This is a genomic window from Actinomadura sp. NEAU-AAG7 (assembly GCF_018603865.1).
Taxonomy (GTDB): Bacteria; Actinomycetota; Actinomycetes; order Streptosporangiales; family Streptosporangiaceae; genus Spirillospora; species Spirillospora litoris.
The window spans coordinates 268,132-286,113 of the sequence record NZ_JAHFZY010000007.1 but is presented as its reverse complement, the minus strand read 5'-3'; the positions used below and the strand labels follow the sequence as shown (position 1 = coordinate 286,113).

14 protein-coding genes are annotated in these 17,982 nt (G+C 73.0%); 7 read left to right on the top strand and 7 right to left on the bottom strand.

Annotated features, from left to right (window positions below; genetic code table 11):
• Positions 1-9: 9 nt before the first annotated feature.
• The 6 genes from KLI87_RS30735 to KLI87_RS30710 form a co-directional block, all read right to left on the bottom strand.
• Positions 10-1,863 carry an ABC transporter ATP-binding protein gene (locus KLI87_RS30735; protein ID WP_214619850.1) on the bottom strand — a complete coding sequence of 618 codons (1,854 nt, stop codon included), beginning with the start codon at positions 1,861-1,863 and terminating at the stop codon, positions 10-12.
• On the bottom strand, positions 1,853-2,725 hold the full coding sequence (locus tag KLI87_RS30730) for an ABC transporter permease (protein ID WP_214619849.1): 873 nt from the start codon (positions 2,723-2,725) through the stop codon (positions 1,853-1,855). The genes KLI87_RS30735 and KLI87_RS30730 overlap by 11 nt, the downstream gene beginning before the upstream one ends.
• Positions 2,722-3,948, bottom strand: coding sequence for an amidohydrolase family protein (locus KLI87_RS30725; protein WP_156218624.1), 1,227 nt, complete (start codon positions 3,946-3,948; stop codon positions 2,722-2,724). The genes KLI87_RS30730 and KLI87_RS30725 overlap by 4 nt, the downstream gene beginning before the upstream one ends.
• On the bottom strand, positions 3,945-4,877 hold the full coding sequence (locus tag KLI87_RS30720; protein WP_308166323.1) for an ABC transporter permease: 933 nt from the start codon (positions 4,875-4,877) through the stop codon (positions 3,945-3,947). The genes KLI87_RS30725 and KLI87_RS30720 overlap by 4 nt, the downstream gene beginning before the upstream one ends.
• Complete coding sequence (locus tag KLI87_RS30715) at positions 4,874-6,529, bottom strand: ABC transporter substrate-binding protein (RefSeq protein ID WP_214619848.1); 1,656 nt, start codon at positions 6,527-6,529, stop codon at positions 4,874-4,876. Before KLI87_RS30715 ends, KLI87_RS30720 begins: the two co-directional genes overlap by 4 nt.
• Positions 6,530-6,623: 94 nt before the next feature.
• The gene (locus KLI87_RS30710; RefSeq protein WP_156218622.1) at positions 6,624-7,223 is read right to left on the bottom strand and encodes a TetR/AcrR family transcriptional regulator; all 600 of its coding nucleotides are present in this window, start codon (positions 7,221-7,223) and stop codon (positions 6,624-6,626) included.
• A gap of 108 nt (positions 7,224-7,331) precedes the next feature.
• Here KLI87_RS30710 and KLI87_RS30705 point away from each other — a divergent pair, with 108 nt between their 5' ends.
• From KLI87_RS30705 to KLI87_RS30675, 7 genes are all read left to right on the top strand, one after another.
• Positions 7,332-8,816 carry an MFS transporter gene (locus tag KLI87_RS30705; protein WP_214619847.1) on the top strand — a complete coding sequence of 495 codons (1,485 nt, stop codon included), beginning with the start codon at positions 7,332-7,334 and terminating at the stop codon, positions 8,814-8,816.
• A gap of 54 nt (positions 8,817-8,870) precedes the next feature.
• A complete protein-coding gene (locus tag KLI87_RS30700; RefSeq protein ID WP_214619846.1) occupies positions 8,871-9,899 on the top strand; it encodes an LLM class flavin-dependent oxidoreductase in 1,029 nt (342 codons plus the stop codon).
• Between the two features lie 328 nt (positions 9,900-10,227).
• Entirely contained in the window at positions 10,228-11,472 is a 1,245-nt protein-coding gene (locus tag KLI87_RS30695; RefSeq protein WP_156218619.1) for a cytochrome P450, read from the top strand.
• Entirely contained in the window at positions 11,469-11,720 is a 252-nt protein-coding gene (locus KLI87_RS30690) for a ferredoxin (RefSeq protein WP_214619845.1), read from the top strand. The genes KLI87_RS30695 and KLI87_RS30690 overlap by 4 nt, the downstream gene beginning before the upstream one ends.
• On the top strand, positions 11,717-12,181 hold the full coding sequence (locus KLI87_RS30685) for a nuclear transport factor 2 family protein (protein WP_214619844.1): 465 nt from the start codon (positions 11,717-11,719) through the stop codon (positions 12,179-12,181). The genes KLI87_RS30690 and KLI87_RS30685 overlap by 4 nt, the downstream gene beginning before the upstream one ends.
• Positions 12,178-12,981 carry an SDR family NAD(P)-dependent oxidoreductase gene (locus KLI87_RS30680; protein WP_214619843.1) on the top strand — a complete coding sequence of 268 codons (804 nt, stop codon included), beginning with the start codon at positions 12,178-12,180 and terminating at the stop codon, positions 12,979-12,981. Before KLI87_RS30685 ends, KLI87_RS30680 begins: the two co-directional genes overlap by 4 nt.
• Positions 12,982-13,043: 62 nt before the next feature.
• Positions 13,044-14,546 (top strand): FAD-dependent monooxygenase, encoded by a 1,503-nt coding sequence (locus KLI87_RS30675; protein WP_214619842.1) that lies wholly within the window; start codon positions 13,044-13,046, stop codon positions 14,544-14,546.
• 165 nt (positions 14,547-14,711) lie between these two features.
• Here KLI87_RS30675 and KLI87_RS41680 read toward each other — a convergent pair whose 3' ends face one another.
• On the bottom strand, positions 14,712-17,966 hold the full coding sequence (locus KLI87_RS41680) for a type I polyketide synthase (RefSeq protein ID WP_214619841.1): 3,255 nt from the start codon (positions 17,964-17,966) through the stop codon (positions 14,712-14,714).
• Positions 17,967-17,982: the final 16 nt, after the last annotated feature.

Here is a 17,982-nt window from a genome sequence, read left to right as displayed (position 1 = left end):
GCATCCGGCTCAGTGCGTCGGTGTGGTGTCCGTGCGGGCCTCCGGTCGCGGGACGGCTGCCAGGAGGGAGCGCGTGTAGTCGTGCCGCGGGTCCCGGAAGATCTGCTCGACCGGCCCCGCCTCCACGACCACGGCCTCCCGCATCACGATCACCCGGTCGCTGATGTGGTGGATCACGCCGAGGTCGTGCGAGATGAACAGCAGCGCGACGTCCAGCTCGTCCCGCAGGTCGACGAACAGGTCGAGGATCTGCGCCTGCACCGACACGTCGAGGGCGGAGACCGGCTCGTCGCACACGATCGCGTCCGGCCCGGGCGCGAGGGCGCGGGCGATGGCCACCCGCTGGCGCTGCCCACCGGACAGCTCGCGGGGATGCCGGGTGAGCAGCGCCGGGTCCAGGCCGACCCGGTGGAGCAGCTCGGTGATCTGGTCGCGGCGCCGCCGCACGGCGCGCCTGCCGGGGGAGCCGAGCGCCTCCCCGACGATGCGCTCGACGGTGTAGCGGGGGTCGAAGGAGGCGAGCGGATCCTGGTGGACGAGCTGGATCCGCCCGCGCCGGGACCGCCGGGACGGCTCGGGCACGCGCGACCAGGGTTCCCCGAGGAAGCGCACGCTTCCCTCGTCCGGTTCCAGCAGTCCCATGACCAGGGCGGCGAGCGTGCTCTTGCCCGACCCGGATTCGCCCACGACACCGAGCGTCTCCCCGGCGTGCACGGTGAGCGAGACGCCCTCCACGGCGGGGCGGTGGCGGCGGTCCGGGCCGCGGAACGCCTTGGTGAGGCCGCTCACCTCGATCACCGCCTCGTCGCGGCGCCCGCGGCCGGTGACCGCCGTGTCGAGCGTCTGGACGGGTTCCTCGTCGTCCGTCCGCCAGCACCGGGCACCATGGGCGGGCCCGATCGCCACCAGGGGCGGGACATGCTCGCGGCATCGCGCCTCCGCCAGCGGGCACCGGGGCGCGTAGCCGCACGCCGTGGTGATGCCCGCGAGGTCGCCGCCGGGTTCGGACGGCGCGAGCCGCGCGCCCCGGCGGCGGACGCCGGGGACCGCCGCGAGCAGCCGCCGCGTGTACGGGTGGGCCGGCGACCCCAGTACGTCCTCGGCGGGTCCCTCCTCCACGAACGCGCCCTGGTACATGACGGCGATGCGGTCGGCGAACCTGGCCACGACCGACAGGTCGTGGCTGATCAGCAGGACGGCGGTCCCGGCCGCCTTCATCGCCGTCAGCAGGTCGAGTATCTGGGCCTGAACGGTCACGTCCAGCGCCGTGGTCGGCTCGTCGGCGATGAGGACGGCGGGGTCGGCGGCCACGGCCGAGGCGATGAGGGCGCGCTGCCGCAGCCCTCCCGAAAGCTGGTGCGGGTACTGGCGGGCGCGCAGCCCGGGATCCGGCACGTGGACCCGCTTGAGGAGCGAGACCACCCGATCCTGGCGGGCCTGCCGGGGGACGGTGCGGTGGTTGCGGAGCGTCTCGCCGATCTCCGCGCCGACCGTCCGCACGGGGTCGAGCGACGACAGCGCGTCCTGGAGGACCATGCCGATCCGGCGCCCGCGCAGTTCCCTCCAGCGGCGGTCGCCCGCGCGGGTCAGGTCCTCGCCCTCCAGTTCCAGCCGTCCCGCCGCGACCGAGGAGCCCGGCCCGGCGAGCCCGAGCAGCGCCCGCGCCGTCACGCTCTTGCCGGAGCCCGACTCGCCGACGACGGCCAGGCACTCCCGGGCCCGCAGCGTGAAACCCACGCCGCGGACGGCGTCCACGCGGCTCCCGCCGGAACCGAAGGAGACACGGAGGTTCTCGACGGCGAGCAGGGCACCCCCCTCCGCGGGAGGAGCGTCCATCGGGTCGGTGCCCTTGTCACCCCGCACTCGGGAGCCTCCCTTCGAACCGTCGCTGGAGCCACCTGCCGACGACGTTGACGGCGAGGACGGTCGAGGTGAGCGCCAGTCCCGGGAAGACCGCGATGGTCCACGCGATCCCCAGGAAGTCGCGCCCCTCCGACAGCATCGCGCCCCACTCGGGGGTCGGCGGCTTCGGCCCGAGGCCGAGGAAGCTCAGCGAGGAGCCGGCGATGATGGCGGTCCCCACGTTGATCATCGCGAGCACGAGCAGCGGGGGCAGGGCGTTGGGGAGCACGTGGCGGCGCAGGATGGCCGCCCGCCGCTGCCCCAGCGTGATCGCGGTGCGGACGTAGTCGGAGTTCCGCACGACCAGCGCCTGCCCGCGGGCCAGCCGCACGAAGCCGGGGGTCAGGGAGGCCCCGATCGCCAGCGTGGCGTTGACCGTCCCCGTCCCGAGGATCGCGACGACGAGCAGCGAGAGCAGCAGCCCGGGGAAGGCGAGGAACACGTCCGAGACGCGCATGATCAGCTCGTCCGCGATCCGGCCGCCGGCCGCGGCGAGCATCCCGAGGAGCGACCCGGCGAGGACGGCGATGGCGGTGGCGCCCAGCCCGATCGTCAAGGACGGCCGCGCGCCGTGGACGACGCGGCTGTAGACGTCCCGGCCGAGCTGGTCGGTGCCGAAGGGGTGGTCGAGGCTGGGCGGGGCGAGCACGTCGACCGTGCCGCCCTGGTCCGGCGGGTGGGTGGCGAGCAGGTCCGGCCAGAGGACGGCGACCGCTATGAGCGCGAGCACCGCGGCCGCGGCGCACACCCCCGGTCCCGCCGTCCAGGCCCACCGACGGCGCGGCGGGACCGCCGTCCACGCGGTGCGGGACAGTGCGCTCATTCCCATGGCAGGCTTTCCTCGGCACGCGGGAGGTGGAACCGGCCGCGCGCGACCACCAGCCGTGGGTGCCGCAGCACCGACAGGTCGGCGAGAGGGTCGCCGTCGACGACGATGAGGTCGGCGTCCAGGCCGGGGCGCAGCCGGCCCGTCCTGCCGCCGAGGTCCAGGGCGTCGGCCGCGACGGAGGTGGCCATCGCGATGACCGCGTCGGCGGGCAGCCCGGCGCGTCCGAGCCAGCGCAGCCCCTCGGCGTACTCCTCGACCTGCACGCCGGTGATCCCCGCGTCCGTCCCGGCGACCAGCCGGACCCCCTGCTCGTGCTGGTGGCGGCGGATGTCCAGCCAGGGACGCAGGACGTCCGCGCCGAACCGGGCCTCCAGCGCCCCCATGCCCCCGTGGAAGGTCGGGCAGACGAAGACGCCCTTCTCCGCGATGGTCCGGATCAGCTTCTCGTCGGCGTCGGGGCCCGCCGCCGGGCCCGCCTCGGTCAGGAGCGTGCAGTGCTCCAGCGTGTGCGCCCCCGCCGCCAGCGCGATCTCGACGCCCTCCCTGCTGTGCACGTGGGCCGCCACCCGCAGGCCGAAGCGGCTCGCCTCCTCGACGGCGGCCCCGACCTCCTCGGCGGTGTACTGGAGTTCCCAGCTCGACGGGCCGCCTTCGGTGAGGTGCCCGCCCGTCACCATCATCTTGATGACGTCCACGCCGTCCTCGGCCAGCCGCCGCACCAGGGCGCGCACCTGCTCCGCGCCGTCGGCCTGCCCGCCGAGGAACGAGCAGTGCCCGCCGGTCACCGTGATCGGCGTGCCGGAGGTGAGGACGCGGGGGCCCGGGATCGTCCCGGCGTTGACCGCGTCGCGCAGCCGCGCCGCGATGCCGCCCCGGTCGCCGAGGTCGCGGACCGTCGTGACGCCCACGTCCAGCAGCCGCCGGGCCCGTTCGGCGACGTCCAGCGTCAGGGTGGCGTCGTCGGTGGCCGCCAGGGCGCCCACCGGGTCGTCGCCGCCGTCGAACACCAGGTGGACGTGGACGTCGATCAGGCCGGGCAGGATGCGGGCGCCCGGGAAGGACGCCCGGGGCGTCCCGGCCGCCGCGCGGGCGGTCACGTCGGCGGCGGGCCCCACGTCCTCGATGAGCCCGTCGCGGATGAGGACCGCCCCGTCCGGGATCACCTCTCCCGGGGTGCCGGTGAGAACCTCCGCCGCGGTCAGGATCCGTTCCGTCACAGGGCCGACTCCCTCAGCCTCGGGTCGACGATCCGGTAGAGGCCGTCGACTGCCATGTTGATCAGTGAGAACGCCAGTGCCGACAGGAGGATCACGCCGGTGACCACCGGCAGGTCGCGGCTGGCGATGGCCGCCGCCATGACCCTTCCGATGCCCTGGCGGCTGAAGATGGTCTCGACCACCACGGCCCCGCTGAGCAGCGCGCCCACGCTCCATCCCGAGATCGTGATCAGCGGGATGAGGGCGTGCCGCAGCGCGTGCCTGAGGCGGACCGAGGTCTCCCCGCCGCCGCGAGCGCGGGCGGTGAGCACGAACGGCTCGTCCAGGGCGCGTTCCATTCCCTCGCGCATCACCTGCGCGTACACGCCGACCAGGCCCAGCGCGAGAGTGGCTGAAGGAAGGACGAGCGCCTCCGGCCCCGACCCTCCCGCGACGGGGAAGAGGTGCCAGCGGAAGGCGAAGAAGGTGAGCAGCAGCGCCCCGACCCAGAACCCCGGGGTGGAGATGGCGATCAGTTCCAGCCCCATCGAGAGGCGCCGCAGTGCCGGCCGTCTCCCGGCGGTCGCCACGGCGAGCACCGTCGCCGCCGTGAGCGCGACCGCGAAGCCGGTGAGGGCGAGCAGGGCCGAGGACCACGCCTGGTCGCCGATCAGCTCCCCGACCGGCTCCCTGAGCTGGTACGAGCGGCCGAGGTCGCCCTTGGCCAGGCGGCCGATGAACAGCCCGTACTGGACGGGCACGGGCCGGTCGAAGGCCAACTCGTGGCGTACCTGCTCGACCTGTTCCGGGCTCGGGGTCGTGGAGCCGAGGATGACGCGGGCCGGGTCCCCGGGGGTGAGCTGGAGCCCGGCGAACGCGACCGTCGCCGCTCCCAGCATCACCACGACCGTGAGCAGCAGCCGCCGGACCAGCCACCGCGCGGCGGTCACGACTCTCCCTTCCGTGTGGCGCGCGCGTCGTAGAACAGCGGGTAGCCGTTGGCGTCGAAGCCGAGGCCCTTGATGTGCGCGCCGGTGCCGACCAGGCGCGCGGGGACGTAGGTCGGGATGGCCAGCCCGCGCCGCAGGATGCGGTCCTGGATCTTGGCGTAGTACCCGGCGCGTGCGGCGGGGTCGGTGGTGGCGGTCGCGGCGCGCAGCCAGCCGTCCAGCTCGGGGTCGTTCAGGTGGAAGAAGTTGCCGCCGCCCTTGGCCGGAGGCCAGGCCGCCGCGAAGAAGTACCGCAGGATGTCGGGCTCGGCCCGGACGAACCCCGTCGAGTACAGGTCCATCGTGCTGCCGGTGAGGATGTCCTTGGCCAGCGCCCCGCCGTCCTCGCCGACCAGGTCGATGTGGATCCCCGCCTGCTTGGCCTGCGCCTGGACGCCCTGGGCCAGGACGTCGCGCCGGTCCCGCATGAGCTTGGGCAGGTAGGGCCAGCGCAGGGTCAGCCGCCGCCCGGCCTTGGTCCGGTAGCCCTCCGAGTCCCGGGCCGTCCAGCCCGCCGCGTCGAGCAGCTTGGCGCTCAGCGCCGGATCGTACGGCCAGGTCCGCTCGGTCGCGCGGGAGTAGCCGACGGTCGATGGGCTGAGCAGGCTCCAGGCGCGCTTGTACTGGCCGAAGTAGACCGACTGGACCAACCGGTCGAGGTCGATGGAGCGCATCAGCGCGAGGCGGACCCGCTCGTCCGTCAGGGGGCCGTGCGTGGTGTTGGGGAAGACGGAGAACACCGCGCCGGTCTGTTCGGCGCGCAGCAGCCGCAGCTTGCCCGACGCCCGGACGTTCTTGACGTACATGGCCGGCACATCGTCGATGACGTCGGCCTGCCCGCTGGTGAGCGCGCCGAGGCGGACGGCGTTCTCCGGGATGAACGCGATCGACAGCCGGGACAGGTGCGCGGGCCCGGTGTGCGCCGCGGTGGCCGGCCCCCAGCCGTACCCGGGGTTCGCGGTCAGCGTGATGTTCTTGTTGCGCGTCCAGGATCCGAAGCGGAACGGCCCCGAGCCGACGGGCCGCACGCACAGCCCGGCGGGGTTCTCCCTGATCGCCTTGGGTGACTGGACGCCGAGGTAGGCGGTGCTGATCGCCTGGAGGAACGAGGCGTCCGGCTGCGACAGCCGGACCTCGACGGTGTCCGCGTCGACGGCCCTGGCCCCGGCGTAGGACCGGAGCAGGCTGGCGGCGTACCGCGACTTGGTCTTCGGGTCGACCGCGTGGTCGAGCGTCGCCTTCACGGCGGTGGCGTCCAGGGGCGTCCCGTCATGGAACTTGACGCCGGGCCGAAGGTCGAACGTGTAGGTTTTGGCGTCCTTGGAGACCGTCCAGCGCTGGGCCAGCCAGGGATGGAACCTACCGTCCGAGGTCATGGAGACCAGGGAGTCGAAGACGCCCCGGACGATGACGGCCGTGACGTCGAGGCCGCTCATCTGCGGGTCGAGGCAGTCCGGCTCGATGCTGGCGGCGAAGGTCAGGTCGCCGCCCGCGGCGGCCGATTCGGATCCGCCGCCGCACGCGGCCGCGGTTCCGAGCAGCAAGGGGACGGCCGTCCACGCGCCGACCCGGCGGCGGTGTCGCGTGGACCATCGAGGCCGGGGGTCGGGCATCTCGGCTCCTTGGGGGACGTGGAGGCGCTTCGGCGCCGTGACCGGCGGGTTCGCAATCCATGTCGCACTCTTCAGGGGCGATCTAAAGATCACCTTAGAGTGACGGCCCCGTCGCGGCCCCTGGGACCACCCCGTGGACGGCCAGGTCGAGGAGCCGCCGGGACATCTCGGGCTCGCCCTCGGTGGCCATGGCGATGCCGCCGGCGAGCCGCAGCACGTCCAGGAAGGCGGTGCCGGGCGGGACGGCGCCGGCCTCCAGGGCGCGGGCGAACAGGGTCGCCCCCGCTGTGCGCATCGCGTGGCAGGAGTGGAACAGCTCCGAGCGCTCGTCGCGCATGGTGACCACTACCGAGGCCGCCATCCCCCGGAAGGGCGTGACCTGGGCGATGAACGCCTCCAGCCAGGTGACGAACGCGGCGCCGGGGTCGGGGTCGTCCAGCAGCTCGTGCGCGCGCAGGCCGAGCTGGTCGTAGCCGTCGGCCAGCAGCGACTCCAGCAGGTCCTGGCGGGTCGGGAAGTGGCGGTAGAGCGTCCCGATGCCCACCCCGGCGCGCTCGGCGACCGACTCCAGGGACGACTCCGCGCCGTGGGAGGTGAAGATCTCGCGGGCCGCGGCGAGGAGGTTCTCGCGGTTGCGGCGCACGTCGGCGCGGAGAGGGCGGGCCGCCGGGTCGGCGGTCTCCTGGGGCTTCATCTTTCTCCAGCTCTCTCGTTGCAAGTCGGAGGTACCCTCCGTATTGTGTGGAGGGAGCCTCCGTACGGAGGCACCCTCCAATTGTAACCCGGAGAACCCGGAGGAAAGATGTCCGTCTCACCGTCGTCGCCCAGCGTGACGACCAGGCCCCCGGGAGCGGCCCGCCGCGGGGACCGGCCGGGGATCGCCCTCGCGGTCATCGTGGCCTGCCAACTGATGATCGTCCTGGACGGCACGATCGTGAACATCGCCCTGCCCGACATCCAGCGGGGCCTGGAGTTCTCCGAGACCGGCAAGGCGTGGATCATCACCGCCTACACGCTGACCTTCGGCGGGCTGCTCCTGCTGGGCGGGCGGATCGGCGACGTCCTCGGCCGGCGCCACGTGTTCGTCGCCGGCATCGCGGTGTTCACGGTCGCCTCGCTGCTCGGCGGCCTCGCCACCACCGGGGAGCTGCTGCTGGCTGCCCGGGTCGGGCAGGGAGCGGGCGCCGCGCTGGCAGGGCCGAGCACTCTCGCCCTCATCGTCACCAACTTCCCCGAAGAGGCCGAGCGCAACAAGGCGATGGGCATCTACTCCGCCATCGCCGGCTCCGGCCTGGTCATCGGCCTGATCCTCGGGGGCGCGCTGACCTCCGGCGGCTCCTGGCGGTGGGTGATGTTCATCAACGTCCCGATCGGCGTGGCGATCGTGCTGCTCGCGCCGCTGTTCGTCAACGAGCCGCCGCGGCACAGCGGGCGCTTCGACGTGGCCGGGGCGGTCACCTCGACCGTCGGCATGGTCGCGCTGGTCTACGGGTTCACCCGCGTCGCGGAGAAGGACTGGGGCGACCGCGTCGCCCTCGGGTCCTTCGCCGTCGCGGTCGCCGCCCTCGCGCTGTTCCTGGTGGTCGAAGCCCGCGCCAAGCAGCCCGTCATGCCCTACCGCCTGCTGCGCGACCGTGACCGGGCCGCCGCCTACCTCAACATGCTGCTGCTCCCCGCGACGCTGATGGGACTGTTCTTCTTCATCACCCAGCTGCTACAGACCGGGTACGGCTACAGCGCGATCGAGGCCGGGCTGGCGTTCCTGCCGATGGCGGTCCTCCAGATCGTCACCGCCCGCAACTCGGCCGCGCTGCTCGCGAAGTTCGGGCCCAAGCCGCTCATGCTGACCGGCGCGGTGGGGGTCTTCATCGGGATGGCCTGGCTCAGCCGCCTGTCCGACGGCGGCGGGTACGCCACCGAGGTGCTCGGGCCGCTGATCCTGGTGGGCGCCGGTATGGGCCTGTGCTTCATGCCGATGAGCGTCACCATCCTGTCCTCGGTGTCACCGCGGGACTCGGGCGCGGCCTCCGGGCTGCTCCAGACCATGCAGCAGGTCGGCGCCTCGCTCGGCGTCGCCGTGCTGGTGACGGTCTACGGCGAGGCCGTCCGCGACGAGGCGAAGCACCCGGTGGCCGGAGCGAGTCCACAGGATCAGGCCCACCACCTGCTCACCCACGGCATCGCCACCGGCTTCCTCAGCGCGACGGTCATCGTGGTCATCGCGTTCCTGGTCCTTCTGTTCGGATTCCGGGGCACGCCCGCGGCGAAGGCGAAGAAGGACGACTGACTCCCGGACGTCCCATCGAGGGGTCCGGGCATCACACCGAAGGGAGCCACGGCCTTGTCCCACCCTGCCACGATCAAGCTGTCCGTCCTCGACGTCGCACCCGTCTGGAACGGATCCTCGCAGGCACAGGCACTCCGCGACACACTCCAACTCGCCCCCAAGGTGGAGGGGCTCGGCTACCACCGCTACTGGGTCGCCGAGCACCACAACACCCTCAGCATCGCCAGTTCCTCGCCGCCCGTGCTGGTCGCCGAGCTCGCGAACGCGACGTCCACCCTGCGGGTCGGGTCGGGCGGGGTCCTGCTGCCCAACCACCCGCCCCTGGTGGTGGCCGAGCAGTTCGGGACGCTGGAGGCGCTGCACCCCGCCCGCATCGACCTCGGCCTCGGACGGGCGTCCGGAACCGACCCGGTCACCGCGATGGCGCTGCGCCGCGCGGGAGGCGGCGGGGACTTCCGCCAGCAGATCGCCGAGCTTGAGGGCTACTTCGCCGACCGCGGCGGTGGCGAGGACCCGCGGTCCGGGGCCGTCGCGGTGCCCGCCCCGGGGCACCGGCCGGGGATGTGGGTGCTCGGGTCCAGCCCGGCCAGCGCCCGCCTCGCGGCGGAGCTCGGGATGCCGTACGCGTTCGCGCACCACATCGCGCCGCAGAACGCCGTCCAGTCCCTCAACCTCTACCGGCGGGAGTTCCGGGCCTCGGTGCACCTGGAGCAGCCGTACTCGATCATCGCGTCGTCGGTGATCGTGGCCGACACGGACGAGCGCGCCCGCCTGCTCGCCGGGCCGCTCACCGTCATCGGCCTCCAGTTGCGCACCACCGGCACGTCCGGCCCGATGCTGGGCCCGGAGGAGGCGGCGGCCTACCCGTTCACGCCGCTGGAGAGGCAGATCGTCGGCGAGGGCTCCGGCCATCACCTCGTCGGGGACCCCGAGGCCGTCGGACGCGGCGTCCGCGACCTGCTGGCCGCGACCCGCGCGGACGAGCTGATGGCGCTGACCATGGTGTACGACCCGGCCGAACGGCTGCGCTCTTACGAGCTGCTCACCGAGATCGTTCCGCTCGCCGCGCCCTCCCTCGCCTGAGGCGACGGGGAGCGACCGCCCCGCGAGGCCGGACCCGGGCGGCCGGAGCGGCGCCCGGCCGCGCGGGACCAGGGGCCGCGAACGTCCCGGGCCGACCCCGCCGGGCCCGGGACGTCCGCATGCCCCGACGTTTCGCATGCCCCGACGTTTCGCATGCCTCGGACATTTCGCACGCCCCGGACGCTTCGCGTGCCCGGGGCGTCGCGGGTGCCCGCGCCGGCCGCGCGGGGCCTTAGGCCGGGCATAGGTCACGCTCAGGTGAGGTGAAGGATCTCCTTAGGCGTCCTCGTGATGCTGGAACTCCCCGTCACCTCACGAGAGGCCGACCATGAGCAAGCCGGTGGGCGCGGCCGCCGCGCAGGCGCCCGAGACGCTGGACGAGCGGATAACGCACTGGAGCCTGTACCAGCCGTGGCTCCAGCAGGACCCGATCTCCCACTGGAACGAGATCCGGGACCACGCCCCGATCGTGCGCTCGGAGGAGGCCGGCGGCTTCTGGATCCTCACCCGCTACGAGGACATCGAGTGGGCGGCCAAGAACCCCGAGATCTTCTCCAGTGCCCAGGTCGGCATTCCGCACCGCAAGGTCTTCCCGGCCAAGCAGATCCCGATCCAGTTGGACGGCGACGAGCACCGCAAATGGCGGCAGACGCTATCGGACCTGTTCAACCCCGGCGTCGTCCAGCACTTCGCCCCGCAGATCCGGAGGGCGGCGGTCGACTCCATCGGCCCGATCGCCGAGAAGGGCCACTGCGAGTTCGTCTCCGAGTTCGCCACGGCGCTCCCCGCCGAGACGTTCCTGATCACGTTCGGCATCGGGCGCGAGCACTTGAAGGCCCTGCTGGACCACAAGACCTGGCTGCGCCGCGAGGGGATCCCCAACGCCCGCACCGACGAGGACATCCGGGCCGCGAACCAGCCGCTCTGGGACTTCTTCGGCGAGGCCATCGACCGGCGTCGCGCCGAGGGGACCGAGGGGCGCCGCGACGTCATCAGCGCGATGCTCCGGACGACCTACGACGGCCGCGAGCCCACCCGCGACGAGGTGATCAATGCCCTGTTCGTGTCCATGCTGGCGAGCCTGGACACGACGACGGCCGCGCTCAGCTTGATCTTCCTGCACCTCGCGGCGCACCCGGAGATCCAGGACCTGATCGCGGCGTCCCCGGGCAAGGTGCCGGCCATCGCCGAGGAACTGCTGCGCCACTCGCCGGTCTCGTCCACCGGGCGACTGGTCACCCGGGACGTCGAGCGGCACGGCGTGGTGCTGCGCGAGGGCGACCGGGTGCTGCTGTCGTGGGGCCTGTCGGGGTTGGACCCCGACGCTTTCGACCGGCCCGACGAGGTCGACTTCGACCGGACGAAGACCCGGCACCTGGCGTTCGGCGCCGGCCCGCACCGCTGCCTCGGAATGCACGTCGCCCGCCGCATCCTCAGAATCGCGCTGGAGGAGTGGCACGCGCGGATCCCCCACTACGCGCTGACACCGGGCACCAGCCCGGTCCACCACTACTCACCCGCCCGCGGCGTGCTGAACCTCGACCTCACGCTGGGGAAGGGGGAGCGGCCGTGAGAGTCCGCGTCGACCAGGGGCGATGCCTGGGCCACGGGCTGTGCGAGGCCCTCGCCGGCGACGTCTACCAGGTCACCGAGACGGGTTACAACGAGATGGGCGAGTTCGAGGTCGTGGACGCGCTGCGGGACGTGGCGCGCAAGGGGGCCTCCGCCTGCCCGGAGCGGGCCATCGCCGTCCTCGGCGACGAGCCCGCCGGCCAGCACGACGAACCGAGAGCACCGAGACCAAGGAGCACCGACCGATGACCGAATCCACCGCCGCGGTGAACCCCGCCGCCACCGCCAGGGAAGTCGTCGACCAGATCGTCCGGTACATGCTGGACATCGACATGGCGGGCTTCGGGGACCTGTGGGCCGAGGACGGCGACCTCGACCTGCTCTTCGCGCCGCAGGGCGCCCCCCGCTACCTGCGCGGCCGGGACACGATCCGCGAGTACCTGATCAGGGGGCAGGCGGCGACGCCCCTCAAGCTGGAGAAGATCGAGTCCCTCGTCATCCACGAGACCGGTGACCCTGAGGTGATCGTGCTTGAGTTCGACGGCCTCGGCTCGGTGTCCACGACGGGCGGCACCTACCGCACCACCTACATCGACGTGGTGCGCGTCCGGGAGGGCCGGATCGTGAACCTGCGGCATTTCGCCGAGCCCACCGCATGGCTCATCGCCGCGTCGGAGACCGCCCCCGAGGCGGCGGGGGACCCGCGGTGAGCGCCCCCGGGCCGGCGGAGCCGCTCCTGGCGGGGCGGGTCGCGCTCGTCATCGGCGGCAGCCGCGGGATCGGCGCCGGGGTCGCGCGAGCGCTCGGCCGCCACGGCGCCGCCGTCGGCGTCAACTACCTGCACAGCGCCGACGCGGCCAAGGAGGTCGTCGCCGCCATCGAGGCGGCCGGGTCCCGGGCGGTGGCCGTCGCGGGCGACGCCACCGACGCCGGGGACGTCGCCCAGATCGTGCGGCAGACGGCCGACGCGCTCGGCGACGTGGACGTCCTCGTCTGCAACGCCGTCGGCAGCACGGAGAACGCGATCGACCGGATCCGCAAGGGCCTCACCCTCGCCCTGGACAACGCCGAGGACGTGCGGGCGCGGGTCGACACGCAGCTCGCGACCACGCTGTTCCCGGCCCGCGAGGTGCTGCCCGGTATGCGCCGGCGGGGCGGCGGCTCCATCGTGCTGATCGGGGCGACCGCGTCGCGCGGCAGGCCGGGGCGCGGCATCGCCGAGATCTCCGTCGCCAAGGCGGCGCAGGACGCGCTCGCGCGGTCACTGGCCGTCGAGCTCGGACCGGAGCGCGTTCGCGTCAACGTCGTGGCCCCCGGCATGGTCCCCACCGACGCCAATGCCGGCCCTCACCAGGAACCGTTGATGGGCGAGATGGCCAAGGTCACCCCGCTGGGCCGCGTCGCCTACGTCGATGACGTGGCGGACACGGTGGTCGCCTTCGCCTCCGGCCTGACGCGGCACGTGACGGGCGCCTACGTCGGGGTCGACGGCGGCCGCGGCATGCTCTGAACGGCGCGGCGCGCCTCGTCCTCGCCGGTCGCGGCCGTGCGGATGTCTGCGTAGGGAGTGGTATGGAGGACTGGGAAGACAGGGTCGTCATCGCCGGCGGCGGGCCGACCGGTCTCATGCTGGCGTGCGAGCTCGGGCTGGCCGGAGTGGAGGCCGTCGTCGTCGAACGCGACCCCGAGCAGGACGAGGACTCGCAGGGGATGGCCGTCCATGGGCGCTCCCTGGAGGTCTTCAAGCGGCGCGGCCTGGCCGACCGCATCCGCGAGGAGGACATCTGGGCCTGGCCGCGCACCCCGTTCGCCTTCTTCTGGCTCGACCTCGGAGACCTGGGCGAACAGGACTACACCTATGCCTTCCCCCAATGGCGGACGGAGCGGCTCCTGGAGGAACGCGCCCGCGAACTCGGCGTCGACATCCGGCGGGGCCACGAGCTGGTGGGCTTCGAGCAGGACGCGGCCGGGGTCACCGTCGAGACCCGCTCGGCCGAGGGCTCGGACCGGCTCCGGGGCGCCTTCCTCGTGGGCTGCGACGGGGCGGACAGCAAGGTCCGGGACCTCGCCGGTATCGAGTTCGAGTCGAGTGGGCTGGCCTACTACGGCGTGCTCGGCGACGTGGTCCTGTCGGACGGGCCGCAGCCGGAGTTCACGACCGGGCTGTTCCAGCGGGGCATGTTCGGCGCGCTGCCGCTCCAGCCCGGTGAGCTGCGCCTGATGACCATCGAGTTCGGCGCGCGGGCGCCGGACCGCGGCACGCCCGTCACCGCGGAGGAGTTGCGCGCGAGCATCGGCCGGGTGACCGGCACCGACCCGGAGGTGGAGGGGGTGCGGTGGCTGTCGCGGTTCGGCGGCACCACCCGCCACGCCCGGCGCTACCGGGAGGGCCGGGTGCTGCTGGCCGGCGACGCCGCCCACGTCCTCTACATCTCCGGCACGCAGGGCCTGAACGCCGGCATCCAGGACGCGGTCAACCTCGGCTGGAAGCTCGCCGCCGAGGTCCAGGGCTGGGCGCCGGACGGCCTCCTCGACACCTACCACGGGGAGCGGCACCCGGTCGGCGAGCGGATCTGCATGCACGCGCGGGCGCAGATGGCTCTGATGCATCCGCTCGACCAGGTCACGCCCCTGCGGGCGCTCGTCGGCGACCTGCTGGAGATCGACGCGGTCAACAGGTTCCTGCTGGAGCTGCCGTCCGCGGCGGGCTATCCCCTCCCCGCCGCGGACGGTACGCAGGGGGAGCCGCATCCCCTGCTCGGACAGCCGCTCCCCGACGTTCCCCTGGACACCGGCGGGGAGCCCGACGGCGTCGCCGCGGCCCTGCGCTACGGGCGCGGGGTGCTGCTGGACCTGTCCGACGGCGCCGCCGACCTCGGGGAGGCCGGAGCCTGGGCCGGGCGGGTCGACGTCGTCACCGCGAAGCCGCTACGGGAACTGGACGCCGCGGTACTGCTGGTGCGGCCGGACGGCCACGTGGCCTACGCCGACCGCACGGGCGGGGACACCAAGGACCTGCGGCGGGCCCTCGCCTCCTGGTTCGGCGAACCGCCCTCCGCCGGTACCGCCGAGTGAGCTCGGGCGAGCCGCGCTGTTGCGGAAACCGCTCATGGAGCCGGTGAACCGGCGCCGGAGCACGCGTCGTCATCGCGGGCGGCGACCCCACCGGGTCGCCGCCCGCCCGCGAGCCCGGTCGGGCCGGCGCGGCCGCCGCCCGGTCCGGGGCCGGTCGGGGGCCGGTCAGGGCGCGGCGGGCGCCGGGTCGCCGAGAAGCTCACGCAGCAGGTACCGGACGAGCGCGGCGGGCGTCGGGTGCTCGAAGACCGCCACGGCGGGCAGCGTCAGGCCGGTGGCGGCGCACAGCCGGTTCCGCAGGTCCAGGCCGGTGAGCGAGTTGAAACCGCTCTCGGCGAAGGCCAGCTCCGGGTCGATCTCGTCGGCCGAGCCGTGTCCCAGCACGGCCGCCGCCTGACTGAGGACAAGGTCGGACAGCACGCGCTCCCGTCCCTCCTCCGATTCCCGGGACAGCCGTTCGACCAGCCGCGCGAACGTCTCCGCGTCCGGCTCGCCCTCCGCGCCGTCCTCGAACGGCAGGCCGGGCGGCTGAGCCGGACGGTGGCGCCGCCACCAGTCCGACAGGGCCGGGAGCACCTCGGACAGCGACCTCGCCCGGCCGGGGTCGCCGGCCTGGAGCGCGTCGGTCAGCCACGCGAGATCACCGTTCTCCACCGCGTGCCAGAAGCGGGCCTGGGCTCCGCGCGCGGGCGCGTCCGCCGGGGCGTCGATCCAGTACCGGCGGCGCTGGAACGGGTAGGTCGGCAGGTCGACCCGCCCGGCCCCGGCGAACACCGCGTCCCAGTCCACCGCCACGCCCCGGGCGAAGGCGGACGCCACGGCGTGCACCAACGAGCGCGGGCCCGGCTGGTCGCGGCGGAGCGCCGGAACGCACGCCCCGGGGGTGCTGAGGACCTGTTCGGCCATGGGAGTGAGGACGGCGTCCGGCCCCAGCTCGATCGCGGTGGTGACTCCCTCTGCCTCCAGCGTCACGACGCCCTGGTGGAAGTGGACGGTGTCGCGGATGTGGCGGGTCCAGTAGTGGGGTGTGGTGAGGTCGGCGGGGTCGGCGATTCGTCCGGTCACGTTCGACACGATGGGGATGGTGGGTGGGTGGTAGGTGATGGTTTGGGCGGTTTGGTGGAATTCGTTGAGGATGGGGTCCATGTGGGGGGAGTGGAAGGCGTGGTGGACGTGGAGTTTTTTGGTGCGGTGTCCTTGGTTGTTCCATTGGCGGGCGATGGCGGTGACGGTGTCGGTGTCGCCGGAGATGACGGTGGTGGTGGGGCTGTTGATGGCGGCGATGGCGGCGGTGGGGTGGTTGGTGAGGGTGGCGGCGACGGCGTCGGCGGGGGCTTGGATGGAGATCATGGCGCCGTCGGTGCTGGTGGTTTGCATGAGTTGTGCGCGTGTGGTGACGAGTCGGGCGGCGTCGGGGAGGGTGAGGATGCCGGCGATGTGGGCGGCGGTGAGTTCGCCGATGGAGTGGCCGATGAGCAGGTGGGGGTGGATGCCCCAATGGGCGAGGAGGTGGGTGAGGGCGGTTTCGAAGGCGAAGAGGGCGGGTTGGGTGTAGGTGGTCTGGTTGAGGCGGGTGGGGTCGGGATCGAACATGACGTCTTGGATGGGGTGGTCGAGGTGGGGGTCGAGGTGGTGGGCGATGTCGTCGAGGGCTTGGGCGAAGGCGGGGAAGGTGGTGTAGAGGTCGTGGCCCATGCCGGGACGTTGGCTGCCCTGCCCGGAGAACACGAACGCCGTCCGTCCCGGCCGTGCCACCCCTCGGACCAGGTCGGGCGAGCTCTCACCGCGGATCAGCTCCTCCAGCCCGCGTAGCAGGTCGTCCCGGTCCGCGCCCAGTACCGCCGCGCGGCGCTCGAACGCGGTGCGGGTCGTCGCCAGGGATCGGGCGAGATCGTCCGCGTCCGCCTCCGGATTCGCCGCGACCAGATCACGGAGCCGCTCCGCCTGAGCCCGCAGTGCGTGTTCCGTGCGTCCGGACAGCACCCAGGGCACCACGCCCGGGGCGGCGCTCCCAGCGGTCTCGTCCCGCACGGGTTCGGTGGCGGGGGCCTGTTCGATGATGACGTGGGCGTTGGTGCCGCTGATACCGAACGCCGACACCGCGGCGCGTCGTGGTCTGCCGTTCGCCGTCCAGGGAACCGGTTGGGTGAGGAGGCGGATGTTTCCGGAGTCCCAGTCCACGTGCGGGGTTGGCTCGTCTGCGTGGAGGGTCTTGGGGAGTATGTCGTGTCGTATCGCCTGGACCATTTTGATGACGCCGGCGATTCCGGCGGCGGCTTGGGTGTGTCCGATGTTGGATTTGATGGAGCCGAGCCAGAGGGGGTGGTCGCGGTTGTGTCCGTAGGTGGTGAGGAGGGCTTGGGCTTCGATGGGGTCGCCGAGGGTGGTGCCGGTGCCGTGTGCTTCGACGGCGTCGATGTCGTGGGGGGTGAGGTGGGCGTTGGTGAGGGCTTGGTGGATGACGCGTTGTTGGGAGGGTCCGTTGGGTGCGGTGAGGCCGTTGCTGGCGCCGTCCTGGTTGATGGCGGATCCGCGGATGACCGCCAGGACGGGGTGCCCGTTGCGTTGTGCGTCCGACAGGCGTTCCAGTAGGACGAGGCCGACACCTTCGCCGAAGCCCGTGCCGTCCGCGCCGGCGCCGAACGAGCGGCATCGGCCGTCGGGTGACAGCCCGCGCTGCCTGCTGAACTCCACGAACAGACCTGACGTGGCCATGACCGTGACCCCGCCCGCCAAGGCCAGATCGCATTCACCGTTGCGGAGGGCCTGGGCGGCCAGGTGCAGCGCCACCAGTGAGGACGAGCAGGCGGTGTCCACCGTCACCGCCGGGCCCTCAAGACCAAGGGTGAAGGCCACCCGGCCCGAGGCGACGCTTCCCGCGCTGCCGTTGCCGAGAAAGCCCTCCAGCCCTTCCGGTGGTTCGTGCAGCCGGTGCGCGTAGTCGCCGTACATCACGCCGGCGAACACGCCGGTCGGGCTGCCGCGAAGGCTCGCCGGGTCGATCCCCGCCCGCTCCACCGTCTCCCATGCCGTCTCCAGCAGCAGCCGCTGCTGCGGATCCGTCGCGAGAGCCTCGCGCGGGCTCATGCCGAAGAACCCGGCGTCGAAGTCCAGGGCCCCGTCCAGGAACGCGCCGTGCCGCGTGTAGGACTTCCCCGCCGCGTCCGGGTCGGGGTCATACAGCTCCTCGACGTCCCAGCCCCGGTCCTCGGGGAAGCCGCCGATGGCGTCCTGGCCCTCGGCGACCAGCTCCCACAGTCGCTCCGGCGTGTCCGCGCCGCCCGGGTAACGGCAGCCCATCGACACGATCGCGATCGGCTCCCGAACCCCGGCCCTGGCCTCGTCCAACTGCTTTCGGGTCTTCCGCAGGTCGGCCGTGACCCACTTGAGGTAGTCCAGGAGCTTCTTCTCGTCAGCCATGGGGCGCGTTTCCTCC